Source organism: Trueperella sp. LYQ141 (genome assembly GCF_046599555.1).
Classification (GTDB): domain Bacteria; phylum Actinomycetota; class Actinomycetes; order Actinomycetales; family Actinomycetaceae; genus Trueperella.
The window spans coordinates 22,003-40,007 of sequence record NZ_JBKIWQ010000006.1 but is presented as its reverse complement, the minus strand read 5'-3'; the positions used below and the strand labels follow the sequence as shown (position 1 = coordinate 40,007).

The 18,005-nt window shown below is 54.6% G+C and carries 11 protein-coding genes and 1 pseudogene; 5 read left to right on the top strand and 7 right to left on the bottom strand.

What is annotated here, in order from left to right; all coding sequences use genetic code 11:
• The first annotated feature begins 406 nt into the window (after positions 1-406).
• Together ACLHIJ_RS06170 and glgB are read left to right on the top strand one after the other, a co-directional pair.
• Positions 407-1,912, top strand: coding sequence for a phosphotransferase (locus ACLHIJ_RS06170; protein WP_411298707.1), 1,506 nt, complete (start codon positions 407-409; stop codon positions 1,910-1,912).
• Positions 1,913-1,968: 56 nt separating this feature from the next.
• Complete coding sequence (gene glgB / locus ACLHIJ_RS06165) at positions 1,969-4,155, top strand: 1,4-alpha-glucan branching protein GlgB (RefSeq protein ID WP_411298705.1); 2,187 nt, start codon at positions 1,969-1,971, stop codon at positions 4,153-4,155.
• A gap of 432 nt (positions 4,156-4,587) precedes the next feature.
• Here glgB and ACLHIJ_RS06160 read toward each other — a convergent pair.
• The 3 genes and pseudogenes from ACLHIJ_RS06160 to ACLHIJ_RS06150 all read right to left on the bottom strand — a co-directional run bounded on the left by ACLHIJ_RS06160 (position 4,588) and on the right by ACLHIJ_RS06150 (position 8,456).
• Positions 4,588-5,440, bottom strand: a pseudogene (locus ACLHIJ_RS06160) (sugar ABC transporter permease).
• Between the two features lie 77 nt (positions 5,441-5,517).
• Positions 5,518-7,128, bottom strand: a complete 1,611-nt coding sequence (locus ACLHIJ_RS06155; protein ID WP_411297123.1) for an ABC transporter permease subunit — start codon at positions 7,126-7,128, stop codon at positions 5,518-5,520.
• A gap of 89 nt (positions 7,129-7,217) precedes the next feature.
• On the bottom strand, positions 7,218-8,456 hold the full coding sequence (locus ACLHIJ_RS06150) for an extracellular solute-binding protein (protein ID WP_411298704.1): 1,239 nt from the start codon (positions 8,454-8,456) through the stop codon (positions 7,218-7,220).
• 291 nt (positions 8,457-8,747) lie between these two features.
• On the opposite strand from ACLHIJ_RS06150, the gene ACLHIJ_RS06145 reads away from it, so the two are divergent.
• Both ACLHIJ_RS06145 and ACLHIJ_RS06140 read left to right on the top strand, forming a co-directional pair.
• Entirely contained in the window at positions 8,748-9,758 is a 1,011-nt protein-coding gene (locus tag ACLHIJ_RS06145; protein WP_411298703.1) for a LacI family DNA-binding transcriptional regulator, read from the top strand.
• A gap of 60 nt (positions 9,759-9,818) precedes the next feature.
• Positions 9,819-11,537 (top strand): glycoside hydrolase family 13 protein, encoded by a 1,719-nt coding sequence (locus ACLHIJ_RS06140; protein ID WP_411298702.1) that lies wholly within the window; start codon positions 9,819-9,821, stop codon positions 11,535-11,537.
• A gap of 113 nt (positions 11,538-11,650) precedes the next feature.
• On the opposite strand, the gene ACLHIJ_RS06135 is transcribed toward ACLHIJ_RS06140, so the two are convergent.
• The 3 genes from ACLHIJ_RS06135 to ACLHIJ_RS06125 all read right to left on the bottom strand — a co-directional run bounded on the left by ACLHIJ_RS06135 (position 11,651) and on the right by ACLHIJ_RS06125 (position 15,270).
• Complete coding sequence (locus ACLHIJ_RS06135; RefSeq protein ID WP_411298701.1) at positions 11,651-12,589, bottom strand: co-chaperone YbbN; 939 nt, start codon at positions 12,587-12,589, stop codon at positions 11,651-11,653.
• 163 nt (positions 12,590-12,752) lie between these two features.
• Positions 12,753-13,772, bottom strand: coding sequence for a hypothetical protein (locus ACLHIJ_RS06130; RefSeq protein ID WP_411297118.1), 1,020 nt, complete (start codon positions 13,770-13,772; stop codon positions 12,753-12,755).
• The gene (locus ACLHIJ_RS06125) at positions 13,765-15,270 is read right to left on the bottom strand and encodes a hypothetical protein (RefSeq protein ID WP_411298700.1); all 1,506 of its coding nucleotides are present in this window, start codon (positions 15,268-15,270) and stop codon (positions 13,765-13,767) included. Before ACLHIJ_RS06125 ends, ACLHIJ_RS06130 begins: the two co-directional genes overlap by 8 nt.
• 430 nt (positions 15,271-15,700) lie before the next feature.
• Here ACLHIJ_RS06125 and ACLHIJ_RS06120 point away from each other — a divergent pair, with 430 nt between their 5' ends.
• Positions 15,701-16,789 carry a DivIVA domain-containing protein gene (locus tag ACLHIJ_RS06120; protein WP_411298699.1) on the top strand — a complete coding sequence of 363 codons (1,089 nt, stop codon included), beginning with the start codon at positions 15,701-15,703 and terminating at the stop codon, positions 16,787-16,789.
• A gap of 424 nt (positions 16,790-17,213) precedes the next feature.
• On the opposite strand, the gene ACLHIJ_RS06115 is transcribed toward ACLHIJ_RS06120, so the two are convergent.
• Positions 17,214-18,002, bottom strand: coding sequence for an alpha/beta fold hydrolase (locus tag ACLHIJ_RS06115; protein WP_411298698.1), 789 nt, complete (start codon positions 18,000-18,002; stop codon positions 17,214-17,216).
• Positions 18,003-18,005: the final 3 nt, after the last annotated feature.

Below are 18,005 nucleotides of genomic sequence, written 5' to 3'. Positions count from 1 at the left end.
TGTCGGGCAGTCGCTCTAATTCGGGAAGTTACCTGGCGTTAACGCCGGCACGCGCTGCCTGGCTTTGCTCTGAAACTGTGCACGCTGCCCTCGCTACGGTGTGCGGTACTATCCTTCACTATGGGGGCAGTACCATCAATAGGTTTGCCGTTATACCGCGCGATACGGTCGGTACGAGTCATCGCATGGGCTGCGCTATCGCTGGTATCGCCGCTATCGCTTCCCCACCCGTGCAATCGGGTGATCCGATGAGGTTTCCTGGCTTTGCGCTACGCACTCTCACGCATTGCGTTTCCCCTTCTGCCCGATGCGGTATCTCACCTTGGGCAGATCACCCTTTCCCCGTGCATTTTCCGCCCATGCCGATTTTCCAGCAACCATCTATTCATGAGGTGAATATCCGGTTATGACGACGAATTCTGACAGCATTTTTCCTCAGTTCTCACTAACTGAACTGACCGCTATCGTGCGCCCTTGGATGACTCGGATGCGTTGGTACACTGGCCAGCCCGACGATGACATCACACTGACCCACGCCCTTCGACTTGGTCAGGAAAGCGATCAGTGCACCAGCGCTATGTTTCTTATCCGCGCTCCTCATGCGCTATTTAACGTCCCCCTCACGTTTCGGAGATTAACTGATCGCTCCGGCTCATTAACCTCATTAACGGCCGAACCAATTGGCATTATGCGCGGAGATATTGGCGTTTTTGACGCAACTGACGATCCACATGGCCAATACGCCCTCCTGGGATCTGTACTACGCACCGAATACCAGGCAACGAGCGAGGCACCCGCTACTCATATCCCGTTCGCGCCAACAGGCACGCTGGCTGCTCCGCCGGAGCACTGCACTGCCAGCGATGGTGCTATTGGCACAACCGAGGGATACCTACCGGCAATGACGCTCCAGTCAACCGTCTTCCATAACGATCAGACGCCAATCGTCAGCAGCACAAGACTGCGTTCGGAACAGTCCAATACCTCGATCATTTTCCGTTTTGCCTCACCTGAGAGCGCACCGAAATCCGCCTGCGCTGGAATTATTATGAAAGTTTTTCGGGTGCTCTCCTCCGGCATGAATCCCGACGTCGAGCTACAAAGCGCGCTGGATCGCAGCCAATGCGGATGCGTCGTCCGGCAGTTTGGAGCAGCAGTAGCGCACTGGGATAACAAAAGCACTCACGCACTATTCGCTCAAGAGTTCCTTGACGGTGCGGTAGACGCCTGGCAGATATTCACGAATCACCCCGATACTGGCATGGACGAAAACACCCGAGAAAATATCCGCACCTTAGGCCTCATGACGCGAGCAATGCATGAAGCGCTCGCCCGCGAATTCCCCACGCGCCCTATCGGCCCAACAGATCGCGATGCGATCCGCGCTACCTGGGATACGCGCGCCACACAAGCCCTGACGGACGCGCCAGAACTGGCACAATATCGCGCGGCTATCACCGCAATCTTCGACGCCGCTATGGATAGCCCGTGGCCAGCCGTACAGCGTATTCACGGAGACTACCATCTCGGCCAGGTTATCTACTCAGCTCAACGCCAGCAGTGGTACGCCTTAGACTTTGAGGGCGAACCGTTGCGCCCGTTAGCTGAGCGGGTCGCGCCGGATTTGGCGTTGCGCGATGTCGCCGGTATGCTGCGTTCCTTTGACTATGCCAGTGGGACTCGGCAACGAGCGGGGGCTTCAGGCGAAGCCAGCGAGCAGTGGTGTGCTCAGGCTCAGCAGTCATTCCTTGACGGATACGGCGATATTCCATCTACCTACCGCCCGCTACTGAGAGCACTTGTGCTGGATAAAGCGCTCTACGAGGTCAGTTACGAATACGCCAGCCGCCCCGATTGGATTGATATTCCAGTGCGCGGCATCCTCAAAATTATCGGGCAAGAAAAACAGTAATCCGCGTAGAATAAACCTAACAAGCATCCGTGCTGTCAACGATAAGGACTCGTCAGATGAACGCAGGACTCGTACCAATCTCTGTTAATCATGATGTACTTGACGCCGTTTCCAACGGCGCGCATCATTCCCCCCACGATGTGCTCGGCCCACATAGCGACGGTACGAATGTCACCGTGCGCGTCTCCCGTCAGCTCGCTGACTCCGTGACGATTGTGACTCCCGATGCCGAATATCCCGCCAGCCACGAATGGAATGGTATTTGGGTTGCCGTCATCCCTGGTGCGGATATTCCGTCCTATCAAGTGCGTGCCGTATTCAATGAATTTGAGATTGTTTCCGATGATGGCTACCGTTTCTTGCCGACCGTCGGCGACGTCGATCGCTATCTGTTCTCCGAAGGCCGCCATGAAGAGCTGTGGAATATGCTCGGCGCTCATGTGCGCAACTACGATTCCCCGTTTGGCACAGTAACTGGCACAAGTTTTGCGGTGTGGGCGCCCAATGCGCGCGCGGTTCGAGTTATCGGCGATTTCAACTCGTGGAGCGGTATCGCTTCAGCAATGCGCACAATGGGCACCTCCGGAATCTGGGAGCTGTTTATTCCCGGGGCAAAAGACGGGCAGCGCTACAAGTTTGAGATCCAGTATGCAGATGGCTCCTGGCATCAGAAGGCTGATCCGATGGCGCGCCGGACCGAAGTTCCGCCGTCAACGGCCTCTATTATCACCGAATCGACTTTCGAGTGGGATGACGCCGAATGGATGAAAGAGCGCAGCACTCGCGATCCTCACTCTGGGCCGGTATCCGTCTACGAAGTTCATCTCGGTTCATGGCGTAACGGTCTGGATTACCGAGCGGCCGCTGAGCAACTGATCGGGCATATCAAGTATTTAGGGTTCACCCACGTTGAGTTCATGCCCTTGGCGGAACATCCTTTTGGCCCATCGTGGGGGTATCAGATCACCTCGTACTATTCGCCGACGGCTCGCTACGGCGCGCCGGACGATCTGCGTTATCTCATTAACGAACTGCATAAGGCCGGTATTGGCGTCATTATGGATTGGGTTCCCGCGCATTTCCCGAAAGATGAGTGGGCGCTAGCCAGATTCGATGGCACGCCACTATATGAAGATCCCAATCCGCTGCGCGGCGAGCAACCCGATTGGGGAACCTACGTCTTTAACTTTGGTCGTCGCGAAGTGCGCAATTTCCTCGTCGCTAATGCCCTGTATTGGCTGAGCGAGTTCCATATTGATGGTATCCGCGTCGATGCAGTGGCGTCGATGTTGTACCTGGATTATTCCCGCAATGAGGGGCAGTGGCAGCCCAATATCTATGGCGGGCGGGAGAATCTCGAAGCAATATCTTTCATTCAAGAAACCAATGCCACCGCGTACCGGCTCTTCCCTGGAATTATGATGATCGCGGAGGAATCTACCTCCTGGGGTGGCGTGACGGGCATGACGGAAAATGGCGGTTTAGGTTATGGCCTGAAGTGGAATATGGGCTGGATGAACGACACCTTGCACTATATGCACGAGAAACCTGTTAACCGTAAATGGCATCACGGCGAGCTGACTTTCTCGTTAGTCTATGCGTTCTCTGAACAGTTCCTGTTGCCACTATCGCATGACGAGGTTGTGCATGGCAAAGGCTCGCTGTACGCCAAAATGCCTGGCGATCATTGGCAAAAGCTAGCGGGCGTTCGCTTGCTATTGGCCTATCAGTGGTCCCACCCTGGCAAACAGTTGCTGTTCATGGGGCAAGAATTTGCGCAGATAGATGAGTGGAATTCTGGTCGGAGCCTCGATTGGTGGTTGACCGATAATCCGAGCCACGACGGCGTGATGTCCTGCGTCAAGCGCCTCAATGAGATTTACCGTGAGCACCCTGCGCTATGGTCTGACGATTTCACGAATCACGGTTTCGAATGGCTCGAAGTCAATGACGCTGACCATAACGTCTTAGCCTATGTGCGTACTTCGGCTGACGAGACGGATCAAGTGGTGGCAATCTGTAACTTCTCCGGTATCCCCCACAATGATTACCGTATTGCGCTACCACATGGCGGGCGCTGGGAAGAGTTACTGAATACGGATGCCGTTGAATATGGCGGTTCTGGCGTAGGTAATTTGGGCCTGGTAGATGCTGAAGAGGTGGAGTGGGCTGGGCGTTCACATTCTGCGCTGGTACAGCTTCCTCCCTATGGAGTCGTGTACCTCAGCCCTGAGCGTCAGTAGCTTGCCGTAGCAGTGCGTTAGTTGTGGGTAGCAATGGGTTTGTTGGCTTGCCGTTGTCGGTGAGCCACTCCTCCGACCTGTAGTCGGTACGGTATTCATATCTTGCGGCTAATGCGGCTAACGGCTTCTTCGATGGTAGATCAGCTACATCGCACCAGGGTTCTCGGATGAGATGTGTCAGGGGGCGTTAGGAGATCACGCGATCTCCTAACGCCCCCTGACAGGTAGGAATATGCTCGCGTATCGGCTCGCAGCAGCCACCTCAAGCACGAAAAGGCAGGTCGCGATGGCGAGCGTCTGCTGCACATAATCGAATTGTTACTGGCTACCTCATGCCGCTATATACAATGTGGTTCGGCTGACCTGGCGGTCAGCCGAACCGCACCTAAACAGATAGCAATAGCGTTTCGTCACCCTGGCAGGGCAACAGAATCACCCCTTGACAGCGCCTCCGGTCAAACCAGAAACGATGTACTTTTGCAGGAGCAAGAACAGCAACAGAATTGGCAAGGCCGCAATGATCGAACCTGCAGCGAACCAATCCCAATGCTTGTCGTTTGATCCCACCCAGATATTCATACCCACGGCAAGAGTCCAATTTTCCTGCGAGGTAAGAATCGTTCGGGAAAGGACGAAATCATTGAAGGCTGAGATGAAGGACAACAATCCAACCACTGCCAGAATCGGAAGAACCAGCGGCATAATAATCGTCCAGTACACCTGCGAATGAGTTGCCCCGTCAATCTTTGCCGCTTCATCCAGCTCCATTGGAATAGAGTTGAAGAAACCGTACATGAGGAAGGTGTTTGCGCCCAGTGCGCCCCCCCCAGTAAACGCAGATCAAGGCAATCTTTGAATCAATGCCCAGCGACGGAACAATATCGCCCAAAGTGGTGAGCAGCAAGAATACCGCGACGAAAGTCAGCAACTGCGGGAACATCTGGATCACCATAAGCGACATCAGCGTCACCTTGCGCCCCTGGAAACGGTAGCGCGAGAACGCGTATGCCGCTGCAGCACCCATCAGTACTGTTCCAGCAGCCGTTGCGATACCAACAATGAGGGTATTCTTGAGCCAGATCCAGAACATTGTGTCCGACAGTTCCGCGAAGTTCTCTCCCGAAACGGAGGAGAACAGCTTATTAGCACCGAGCAAAGTCGTTGTAATATTCGGATTCAGTGCTGCCGAAATAATGTAGACGATCGGGAAAGCCGCATATATAACAGCCAGTACGCCGATCACATGCCGGAATCCAAGCTCTCTAAACCAGCGTGAGAACGGCATTTTGTTCTCCACTGGAGCGACCTTACCGACCTCAGGCGTCGTGTCGATGGGCGTTTCGGCCACATGAGTGGGTGTCATTAGCTTAATCCTTCCATCGAGTTCGACTTCTTAAACGAGTACAGCGAGACGCCACCGACAATCACGAAGATCACGAGCGACATAGCTGCAGCCAGACCATAGTTCGGCAGTGCGTCACCAGTTAGACCCGCGATCTTGTAAACCATCGAAATTAAGATATCGGTGTGGCCTACCGGCACGGAGGCATCCGCCATTGACGGACCACCGCGAGTCAACATGTAGATCAAATTGAAGTTATTGAAGTTAAAGGCAAACGAGGCGATCAACAGCGGAGTCAACGCCACCATAAGCTGCGGAAGCGTGACGTTGCGCCACACCTGCAGGGTTGACGCCCCATCAATCTTCGCTGCCTCAATAAGATCTCCTGGGATCGCTTGCAGAGCACCCGTGACGATCAAGAACATGTAGGGGAAGCCCATCCACAGGTTCACCAAAATGACCGAAACTTTCGCCATTGTTGGATCTGTTAGCCACGGAATCGCAGTTCCTAATAGCTGGTTAAAGAAACCGTACTCAGAGTTAAGCAAACCAGCAAAGAGGAATGCCGTCATGAAGGACGGGAAGGCGTAGGGCAAGAGCATGATCGTGCGGTAGATCTTGCGCCCCTTGATCCGCTGGTCATTCATCACAATAGCGAGGATCATGCCCAGGAGGAACGTCGTCATAACCGAGAAGAAGGCGAAGAGAACGTTCCAGATCAGGACCTTAAGGAATGGTTGGGCATAGCGTCCGTCAGAGAATCCAGCAACGAAGTTCGCGAATCCAACGTTGACGCGCCAGCCAACCCCCAGGGTTTCTCCGTCATCGCTTCGGAAGAATCCCGCGCTGTCATCAGCCTTGTACACTTTCCCGTTCTCCGTACTGACGAAGGCATCTTGCGCCTCGTCATAATGCATCGTCGCGGTGAATTGGAAAGCAACTGTTCCAGTTTGCGTACCGAGCGTTCCACTTTCTGCTTCGTCGGATAGCGGGACGCGCATGGTAGTAATTTCGTTTTGGCGAGCAGCAAGCTGATCTGCGGGAAGCTTCTCCCAGCCGTCTACGGAAATAATCTTTTTGCCGTCAACCTCACCCTTGACTTTCTCTAGTGGCTTTTCGGCAGTACCAACCTTGAGGACGCCGTCATCCAGAACGGCGAAACCTAACTCGTCACCCTTGACGACTAGAGCCATCGGATATTGGGGAGATCCTTCCACTCGCTTGGAGTTGGACTGCATCAGGATTGAGCTGATGGCTTTTTCTTTATCGAGCGTGTGTTGATGACCGTAATTGGTAAACGCAATATACCCCGTGTAAACAATGGTGAACGCTTGGAATACGATCAAAAAAACCAAGCCTGGGGCCAGGTATTTAAGCGCAAGAGTGCGCTTGGAGAAATACACCCAATCCACCGCGAGCAACAGTAGCGTCATCAAAACGCCAAGCACTGTCGAGCCATTGGTGAAAGCGGTGAAAACAATATAAACGCCAAGTGCATTGACTAAGGCCATGAGGACGAGCTTGACAAGAAATCCAGGCTTCCACGCGGTTGCATGGGAATCTTTTTTCCGATTCTCTGCTCGGCGGCGCGCCCTGGCCTTGCTCGCCTCTGACTGAGTTGTCATCGACATGGGGCCCTCCTATGGGATGGAGACGAAATCTCAGGTTAATGGTTCACCGGCCGGCATAAGGCCGGCCGGTGAACTTAGCTATCGATGAATCACTTCTTCTTCATCTCAGTTTCAATATCGGAGATCATCTTGTCCCACGTGGAGGCCGGATCTGCTCCAGCGACGATCTGACCTTCCGTGCGTCCCCAGAAGCTCCACACAGCAGCCATCTCAGGAAGCGAAGGCATCGGAAGTGCTTCTGCACCAGCCTTGGCGAAACCAGCCATCAACGGATCCGAAGCAGCCTTATCAGCGGAAGCCTTCAGAGCCGGCAGACGCTGACCGATTTCGTACAGTGCCGTCTGGATTTCTTCCGAGCCGACGTAGTTGACCAGGAAGTCGGTCGCCAACACAGCGTTCTTGGAGTGAGCAGAGATGTATCCACCTTGAACACCCAACAGCGGCGTGGACTTACCCGGGCCAGCCGACGGGATTGGGTCAACCGCGATGTGCATATCCTTGAAATCTGGCAACATCCACGGACCGCCAACGATGTACGGCGACTTGCCCGTCTTGAATGCATCAACAGCAATATCGTAGGTGATGGTGGGCTGCAGGATGTTCTCGCCCTTTGGCCCCTTGTTGTACAGCCACTGTGCGAATGCCTTGCCCTGATCGCCACCGAGGTTCAGCTTGTTGGTGTAGCTCTTGTTGGCATCGAGCTCGAAGATCGGGCCAGTGAAGGATGCCTCGAAGGGGTACATGGTGTACGGATCGCCGTTTTCAGAAAGCTGCATGATGAAGGGGTACTGCACGCCAGCAGCCTTGCCCTTGGCAATCATTTCATCGAAGGTGGCCGGGGTGGAATCCACCAGATCCGTATTGCGGATGATAGCCAAGTTCTCCACCGCATACGGCACGCCATACGTCGCACCCTGATAGGTGAATGCGCTAACCGCTAGCGGGTTAAATTCGCTGACCTTATCGCCAAGCTCAACTGGCGCAACTAGACCGTTACTAACGAACTCGCCCAGCCAGTCATTGGCGCCGAATAGAATATCCGGGCCCTCGCCGGTCGCAGCCTGCGCAGTGAACTCTGACCGCGCCTGATCGTTGTCCTTAACAACAATCTGGACGGTATTACCTGTTGCTTCCGTGTACTTATCGGCTGCTTTCTTGAAGGCCGCTTCACGGTTAGCGTCAGTCCAAATAACGAGGCTTGCGCCGCCCGCAGGAGCCTCTGATCCAGACCCCTTGCCCTCGTCGCCTTTCTTTTCTTCTGATCCGCCGCAGGCCGTCAATGCCAAAGACAGACCAGCGGCTGCAATTAGTGCAATGCTCCGTCGCATTAATCTCTCCTCATGTCGTTTAACATGGTGCGAAGCGTATTCATAGGCACGTTAACTTTTATGCCCCATTGCACACTCTCGCACGTATCTCCGATTATAGGTCGTGTCAACATTTATGCAAGGTATTACATCGAAATTGAAAACTATTCACCCAACGTATCTTGAGTAATGCCCGAAATTTAGCCAATCTCCCTCAAAGTATCCGGCAATCTTTGTGCGATTTTGACAACATTTCCAGTCACTCGGTGTATGCTTATGTAAAAGTGATGGAACATTTGTAAGGAGTCTGTCATGGGTAAGCGCATTCGACTATCCGATCTCGCCACCCAAGCCGGGGTCTCCACCGCAACCGTATCCCGAGTCCTTAACGGGAAGAACTCCGTTGCGCCCGAAACCCGCCAAGCAGTTATCGCCGCTCTGGACCTTCTCGGCTATGAACGCCCAGAAAAACTCCGAGAGCGAGGCGGCGGCCTAATCGGCATGATTATCCCCGAGCTATCAAACCCAATCTTCCCCGCATTCGCCCAGCACATCGCCTCCGCGATGGCATTACATGGCTACACTCCCCTACTCGGCACACAAATGGCCGGTGGAGCAACCGAAGATTCCTATGTAGATGCCATGCTTGAACAACAAGTATCCGGTTTCATCTTCGTCTCTGGTCTACACGCAGATTCCACCGCCAGCATTGATCGTTACCAGCGACTCATCGCCCGTGACGTCCCCTTCGTCACCATCAACGGATCCCACCCCGGCATTGATCGCCCTGACTTTTCCACTGACGACATCGTGGCAGTTCGCAAAGCCGTCAGCCATCTCGTCGCTCAAGGACACCGCCATATCGGGCTGGCAACTGGGCCGGTGCGGTTCTTCCCCTCACGCAATAAGACTGAGGCATATATCGCAGCTATGCGCACCCTCCTGCCCCACGAGAAACCACGGATTGTACACACGCTCTACACTGACGCAGGAGGCCAATCCGCCGCTGCACAACTCATTCGCACCGGCTGCACCGCTATCATTTGCGGCTCCGACATTATGGCCCTGGGCGTCTTACGCCACTGCCGCAACGCCGGATTATCCGTCCCCGAGCACATATCAGTGATCGGTTTCGACGATTCCTTCGTCGTCTCTTTCACTGATCCGCCACTAACCACACTGCGTCAACCAGTAAAAACAATGGCTGAAGCAGCCGTATCAACCGTGCTCACCATGATTGACGGGCAACCAACCAACATCACCAAGATGCGTTTCGAACCCGAGCTAATCGTTCGAGAATCCACCGCGCCACCGCGAAAATAACAGCTAACTTCACTCATCTATCCCCATCCCTTCCTCAACTATCGCGCCATTGGAGGACGTATGGCACGCATATTGCATGAGCAAACCCCCACTCAACAGTGGTGGAATCATGCTGTCATCTACCAGATCTATCCGCGCTCATTTGCGTCACGTCACGGGCAGATCGGAGATCTACCTGGAATCATTGACCACCTCGGATACCTTGCCGACCTCGGAATCGATGCCGTGTGGCTCTCCCCGTTCTACCTATCACCACAAAAAGACGCCGGCTACGACGTCGCTGACTACTACCGCGTCGATCCCATGTTCGGCACCAACGACGACGCGATCGCCCTCATCAACGCCGTCCACGAACATGGCTTGCGGATCATCGTCGATATGGTTCCCAACCACACCTCAGATCAGCACGTCTGGTTCCAAGCGGCACTTGCAGATCCTAATAGCCCGCAACGCCAGTACTACTGGTTCCGCGATGGAAAGCCCGATAATCATCAACCCCCGAACGATTGGGGATCCATCTTCGGCTCCCGCGCCTGGACGCGCGTCTGCGATCGCGCTGACGCTCCCGGATCGCCGTGGGAAAACGACACCCAGTGGTATCTCCACCTCTTTGATTCCAGCCAGCCCGATCTCAACTGGGACAGCCCAGAAGTACGTGCCGAATTCTGCAATATTCTGCGCTACTGGCTCGATCTTGGGGTAGATGGCTTCCGCGTTGACGTCGCCCACGGGCTATGCAAAGATCCTGAGCTCCCCGATTGGCAGTTCCACTGGGATATGGTTTCCGGCGGTTCCAAGGTTCCTGGCGACGTGCCACCTCCTCCCCAATGGAATCGCCCAGAAGTCCACGAGATCTACCGGGAATGGCGCGCCGTACTAGATGAATACGGCCCAGATCGCGCACTCGTGGCTGAAGCCTGGGTTGATAACCTCGATGATATGGCGAAATTCGTTCGCGCCGATGAAATGAGTCAGGCCTTCAATTTTGACTTCCTGTGCTCGCCTTTCACCGTCAACGCCTACCGCACATCCATCCGAAAATCCTTGCGAGCGATGGATAACGTCGGCGCTCCAACGACATGGGTTTTGTCAAACCACGACGTAGTACGGGTGGTATCCCGCATGGGATTAGTAGAAACTGGCAAAGGCCCAAATGGGATTCGCCCGACGGACCCCCAGCCCGATGCACAATTGGGAATGCAGCGCGGACTAGCCGCCCACCTTTTGCAAGCTGGACTGCCTGGCTCATGCTATATCTATCAAGGCGAAGAACTCGCGCTACCAGAACACACCGGATTGAGCGACGATATTCGGCAAGATCCGGCCTATTTCCGCACCCGTGGAGTTGAGGCCGGTCGAGATGGCTGCCGTATCCCAATGCCGTGGAATTCCCAACTGCCCGGATTCGGGTTCTCTCCCAGCGGCGAAACCTGGCTTCCGCAGCCAGAAGAATGGCGCGATCTTGCCGTTGATGTTCAGCTCTCGCGGTCGGATTCGACGCTGGCACTTTTCCGCCGGCTCTTTGCAGCCCGCGCAGAGCTCCGTATGGCGCAAGCGCAATTATGCGAAGTTGAGGAAGATTCCCCGTGGCTGCACTATATTTCTCGGCACGATACACGAGATGACGTACATATCCTGACGGTATTCGATACCCCGACGCCGCTGCCGACAGGTGCAGAGATCATCATTTCGTCCCGCGCTCTTGACGAACCTACCGCACCTGGCGAGTCATATACCGTGCCCTGCAACTGCACTGTGTGGTTTACCCTCAGTAGCTAGCGCGGAAATCTGAGCGATTTTCTTCAGCTACTTCTAGCTGAGAATGGGGCGGTCCGACAATGTATTGTCGGACCGCCCCACTTTTAGCTTTATCTACGCTACTTTACCCGTCATTAAAACAGCGCATTCGCCAGTGATTTACGGGCTGCCATCACCAGATCGCATGGACCGAGAATATCGAAATAGGCAATTAACCGTTGCCGTGCCGCATCACGATCTTCTCCGTCAGTATGGCGAACAACGTCAATCAATCGAGCGCAGGCTGCGTCTGGGCGTTGATGGGATAGCTCAATATCTGCCGCACACAACTGAATATCCAAATCCGTCATTGGCGCGTTGGCGGCGTTTTCGAGAATCTCAGTGATTCGATTCGGCTCATTATCCGGATTCATATCCCGCAAACGCTGGAGTAACTCCACCTGATAGAGGGCCGACTGCGCTTCCTGATCGGCGGGATCTTCGCGCAGAGCTTGAGAATATGCTTGATGCGCTGCGTCAATATCCCCGCGCTCTAACGCCGCTAATCCTTCTTTATGCAAAGGCGGGACCTCGACCTGTGGGGGGTGCGCCGATTCGTCGCCATCTAATACTCCAGTGATCCCGTACTGGGCAGCAGCCGTCAAAACGTTTTCCACAGTTTGTTCAAGCTGCTCTGCATCAGGCATCCCCTGGAACAACGGGATAGGCTGCCCCTGCAGCAGTGCGCACACAGCCGGAACTGCTGTGATTCCAAAGGCGCCAACCACCTCAGTTTCGGTATCGACGTTTACGCGACCAAGTTGAAACCGCCCCGCATATCGCTGCGCAATAAGCTCCAACTGCCCTTGAAGCTGTTGCGAGTTCTCAGAATGCGCCGAGGTGAACACCAAAAGGACTGGAACCTGCATAGACATCGTGAGGATGCCTTGCAAACTGGTTTCCGTAACGTCCGTAATATACGGCCCAGCAACAGTGTTTTCGGGCTGCCCAGCAGAGTTCGGTTGCGTCTCAGATTGAGTAGATAGCGTCGAAAAATCGACAGCCCCACGAAACTGGCTTCCCGTTAAATCCATCTGTTTCTCCTTGTCTCACACCGGCAACACCGTATTGCAGGCTATCGCCGACGCTGCAGTCATACCTGAGCTATCTGCACGCCACCATACCTGCAGCACCCTCTCAACCATACCTGCTGCTGGCAGGCAGCTAAGGAGTAAACCACAAGCAGCGTCAGCTAGATTAGTGAGCGGGATTCGCTCCGACGTTTTCCACGGCCACCAGGGTGGGCTTAGCGGATCCGATAACCTGCACAACCGCAGAGGCTGCCCCTGCCGGAGGAATATAGAACGCAACCGTTGTTGAATAATGTGCCACTGCTTTATCAGCAATCTCCAACACGGCGTTATCTTTATTGCCGGTGTACAGGGCCCCGATCTGATCGGCAATGCGCACTTTCGCGTTGCGTTGCGTCCTGGTGATTTCCACGACGTAGTTCAACTCACCAACAATGATCAGGCCACCGTCATCCGTATGGACGGCTCGAATTCCCTTATCCCCCGGAGCGAATTGAGTAGTTGCCGAGCCGCTACGCCCTAATGCCTGCCCAAAGCTATCTTGCTGGGCGGCAATTTGGGTAAATAGTGGATCGCCGTCTTGGAATTTGATCGCCTGCTGGGTGCGTGAGGCGTTATATAACGCATAGGTAGCCAGGACGTCATTCGGGTTTGCAGCATATGCCGACGGGTTGGATATATCTCCAACTTCGTTATCCAACTGCGAAACGATTTTTGGTACGTTCACCCCCGGGAATAGCTGCACCTGTGCCCACAGCGCATAGTTTGTTCGCGGAGAATCCTGGGTCCATACCGTCAACGACGTGAGATTCTGACCGTCAGCCGGTTTCTCAACCGTCATCGCAGTTCTCGGAAATCCTGTTCCCGATAGTACCGGAGTGGATTCTTTCGAAATGACGATCGGATCGAGTTGATAGCTGTCACCCAAGATTGCTTTCAGGCGAAGTTGCCCGGTGCGTTCGTCTCGCATCGGACCAGCAATCCGCCCACCCAGTTGATCGGCTGAATTACTTGTTGTTGCCGCGGCAATCCCCGCTGCAGCTTGCTCAGCAATTGCGGCGAATTGTTCCTGGGTAAGGATCTCTTGTGGCTGATCGCCATAGCGAGGCTCCGGCACCGCTTGCGGAGATGAGCACGCCGCCAGCAAGCAACACAATCCAGCAGCGATAATGGCGCGATTACGCATCCTTGTTCTCCTCTCCTGCTGTACGGGAATTACCCCAAGAAAAATCCCATAGCGCCCGCCAGGAACGCGCACCAGCTTCTGGCTGATCTGCATTATCCGATTCCTCTGAATGATCTGCCCGAGCAGGCGTTGAATCGACGCTATCTGAGTAAGCTTCTTGATCCGAGTCAGTAGTGTGTGCTAAGGGGTGTGCGGATTCATCATGCGTATCCGACGAAGACGATTCATTTTGCAGCAAGGGCGTTACGCCTTCAGCGCCCCCTTCATCTGCGTCACCTACTAGGCTTGACTCAAGCGCCTCGCCATTATGGGCCTCACCTTCGACGCCAGTGACCGCTACCTCATCATCGCTATGTGCGATGATGTCAGCGATATTGGCATTACGCAGCTCATCTGCTGGCGATTCTTCACTATCTGCGCTTAATTCTTCCTGCTCCACATGCGATTCCTCTGCCAGTGGAACCATTGCTTCTGCGCTCCCCTGCAGATCAGTATTGCCATGGCCACTATCCGCATTATCTTCACGCAGCGAAGCGTCGTGTTCCGGATCCTCAGGCGCAGAATCATCATGCGTTACTGGCAGAATAATGCGATCAGCTTCAGCTAACTCACGATCGCGATATTCCCCGATACGAGCTGGCATAAGCACTGCCCCATAGCCAGAACCCGTCATCTCCTTGACCACATCACGAAGCTCATCCGGTGCCTCACTCGCCGGTATTTCTTCACCTGTTGGCGAGGTTTCCTCCGTTGGCGAAGTATCACCTGCCGAGGAGCTGTCATTAATTTTAGGAATGACGCTGGTCTCCTCGAATTGCCGTTCAGCAGCCGCTTCTTTGCGCGCCGCATTTTCTTCACGACGCTTTTGCACCGCTCGCTGTTGCCAATCAGAAAGCACCGTCAGCGCACCAATCAAGGCGAGCAGCACCCCGACGATAACAAAGGGAAATGGGCTGGTCTTTTCCGTCAGCTTCCGCTGCCACGTCAATTCCATCTGGGGTGCACTACCAGTCGTCGTAGTTGCAATAAACGACTGAGCAACTCCTTGGTTTGGTTCAAGGGTGACGGTTACATCTCGATCGCCCGTCCCATGCTTCGTCCACATATCCGAATTGGCTAAGGAAAACGTGTTATTAGCTGCGGCGGCGCTGACTGCTTCCCGCCCGCTATCCGTCCCCGGAATCTGCGTACCACGCACTTGACTCCAGCTCGATAGCCCCGTCACTTCATACGCCGAGGCGTCCAGAACGAAGGCCTGCACATTAGGCGTAGAGCCAAGCCCCCATTGAATCTGCCCGCTATCAGCTTGTAGCCGTATCGTCACCTGGGAATCCACCAATGATAAAACTCCCGGCGCCGTATAGACGAACTGGTGCTTATCCGCTGGCACGCTCACACTCACCGTGGTTGAATCGCTATCCATCGCGGCTCGCACCACGCCAGTTATTGCGATGATGAGGCCCACGATGACTAGGACAATCCCGCCAATACGTTTCATGCATACGCCCTTCGTTATTCCGAGTACTATCACGAGGTCCTGTTTGCCCTCAGTGTTTCTACCAATGCTAGTTATTATCTAACAATCATCCCTCACCGAGCGACGGATGTGGCATATCCCCGCAGAACCTCGCCTTTGGATTGTAACAATTATGTAACAATACCTGGTTTTGAATCCTCGCATAGCATAGTGTGAGTGACTCTACCCTTTCCCTTCCTACCGAGGCTCCTAGCAATACCTCTAGAGCAGAAACCACTCGCAGAAATTCCTCAATACGCCCATAATACGTCGGTTATTCGGTTCTAAAGACGGCACGCCATCCAATCCTCCGCTCACCTGAGAAGAACCTCATTAGGCTTGTAGATAAGTTTGTGCCCAGAAAGCACCTCCCGTGCCGATGCTGTTCGGCACCCCTACTAAAGGAGATACGTTGAGCGACTACTCTGGTTTCCCCGTTGTCATGCGCGGATACGACCGCGCCCAAGTTGACGAACATATCGCACAACTTGAATCCCATCTCGCTCAAACGCGAGACCAGGTTGCCCGCCTGGACGCTCAAGTCCTCCAACTATCTGGCGAACTCGCCGAAGCCAATAATGCGTTGAAAGAAAACGAACGCCCATCCTATTCCGGCCTTGGCAGCCGCGTCGAACGATTGCTGCGTTCAACAGAAGAACAAGCCCTAGATCTCATGACGCGCGCCCGCAAAGATGCGGAACACATTGTTTCAACAGCCCGCACCCGCGCTGAAGAATTACGCGAACATGCCGAAACGGAATCCCGCAACACCATGAGCAGTGCCCGATCGGAGGCCGAACACGTGCGTTCTCAATCCCAATCTGAAGCCCGCGAGCTATCAGAATCCACACGCCGAACCTGTGAAGAAATGTTGGCTTCCGCCGAGCGAGAGGCACAGCGCGTGCGCAGCCAAGCAGAACAGGAAGCCACCACGCTCCGCTCACAAACCGAGCACGATGTGGCACAAATGCGCGCGCAGATCACCGAGGAAGTCACCGCATTGCGTACCAGCGCCGAAGAAGATGTGACCCAGATGCGCGCCCAAGCAGAACGCGAGATCGCACAGCGCCATACCCAATCCGCCACCGAATGCCAAGAGCGGGAAGCAGCCCTGCGTGAACGCAGCGAAGAACTCGTCCGAGTGAGCGAAGAACATGCCAAAGAGGCAGAACTGCGAGCAGCGCAGGCCACCGAACATGCCCAAACCGTAACGCAAGACGCACATCAATCCGCCCAAGACATCTTGGCTCAGGCCCGCGAAGAAGCCACACGCTTACTCAACGACGCCCACAATGAAGCTCAACGCATTCTTGATGAAGCCCGCCATAGCGCCCACGAACAGCGTTCCAACGCCGAAGCACATATAGAATCCTTGCGCGAACAACGCACCAATCTGGAATCATATCTATCTGACGTTCGCGCGCTTCTAAGCTCCACATCCACGTCGATTGCATTAACCGAGATCGTGGACTCTGCCGAACACCATCACGCTAAGGAATAACGATGACGCAGTGCGCTGCATGATAGCGGATTCATAGCGGATGCGGGCACACCTCTCGGAGGGCATATCGCTGACTGAGGGGCATATCGCTGGCTCAACAAGATAATTCCTCAGCCTGGCACACCGCCGACGGAACCTCCTCGCCGTAATCCTGAGCAACCATAAAGGTAGGGCTCGCAAAGAGTACATAGGTTTGTGGGGGTGGATACAATCAATGATATCCACCCCCACAAACCTATTCAGTTGTTATGCCACAACCACGGGCCTATCCCGCGAAAACCACCACAGAGGCAGCCCGCCATCTCATTCCCGCTCGCTTCCCGAACATCCTGAGCAGGCACTAGCAGCCATCGTGCCTCACCTCATTCAAGCAGCCGATATCTGCGGCTGCTTAGGGTTTTCTCCTCTGAGGCAATAGATCAAATCAGCCCCGAGCATACAGCGCGGTCGCATGAGCGAATACATCCAATGCTCGTGCCAACTCTGCCGGCTTCTCATCAGCAGTGAAATGCCCCGCCCCCGGAATCTCAACATAATACGGATTACGGCATCGGGCACCCAGCTCCTGATAGGACTCCAACGAGGCAGTAGGATCATCCATACCACGCACGAAAAATACCGGACCATCAATCATGCCCACCGCAGCAGACGAATCAGGGCGATCCGCTAAGGCACGCTGAATCCATGCCAAGCCATCATTACGCAAAACCTTAAAACGCGCATCCAGGCTCGCCCGCACCTCGTCGGTACATTCACTGCCGACCATAATCGTCGTCCAGTTCTCCACAGCCGAATAGCCCTCACCCGCATCGGCGCGCTCGGCCATATTGCGACGGAAAGCCTGCCGGTCAGGATCGTCAGCCGTGATATTCGTGTCAATCAGCGCCAATCCCGCAACCATCTGCGGATACGCCGCCGTGAACTGCGCGGCCACAGAACCGCCCATTGATAAACCAGCCAACCCCATACGGGTTACGCCTAAATCATCCAGACGAGCCTTTAACGCCTCCACATACGTCGAGATTGCCGGATCTCCTTCAGCGAATTCCTCACCACGCGGAGATTTCCCAAAACCTGGTGCGTCAACCGTGATGATGTCCCGATCGGGCAATAATTCCCGAACCTGATCCCACATCGTTGAATCGAGTGGAAGAGCGTGCAGTAAAACTAATGGAAGGTCCGTCGTCGGACCAGTACGTATATATGACAGCATGCT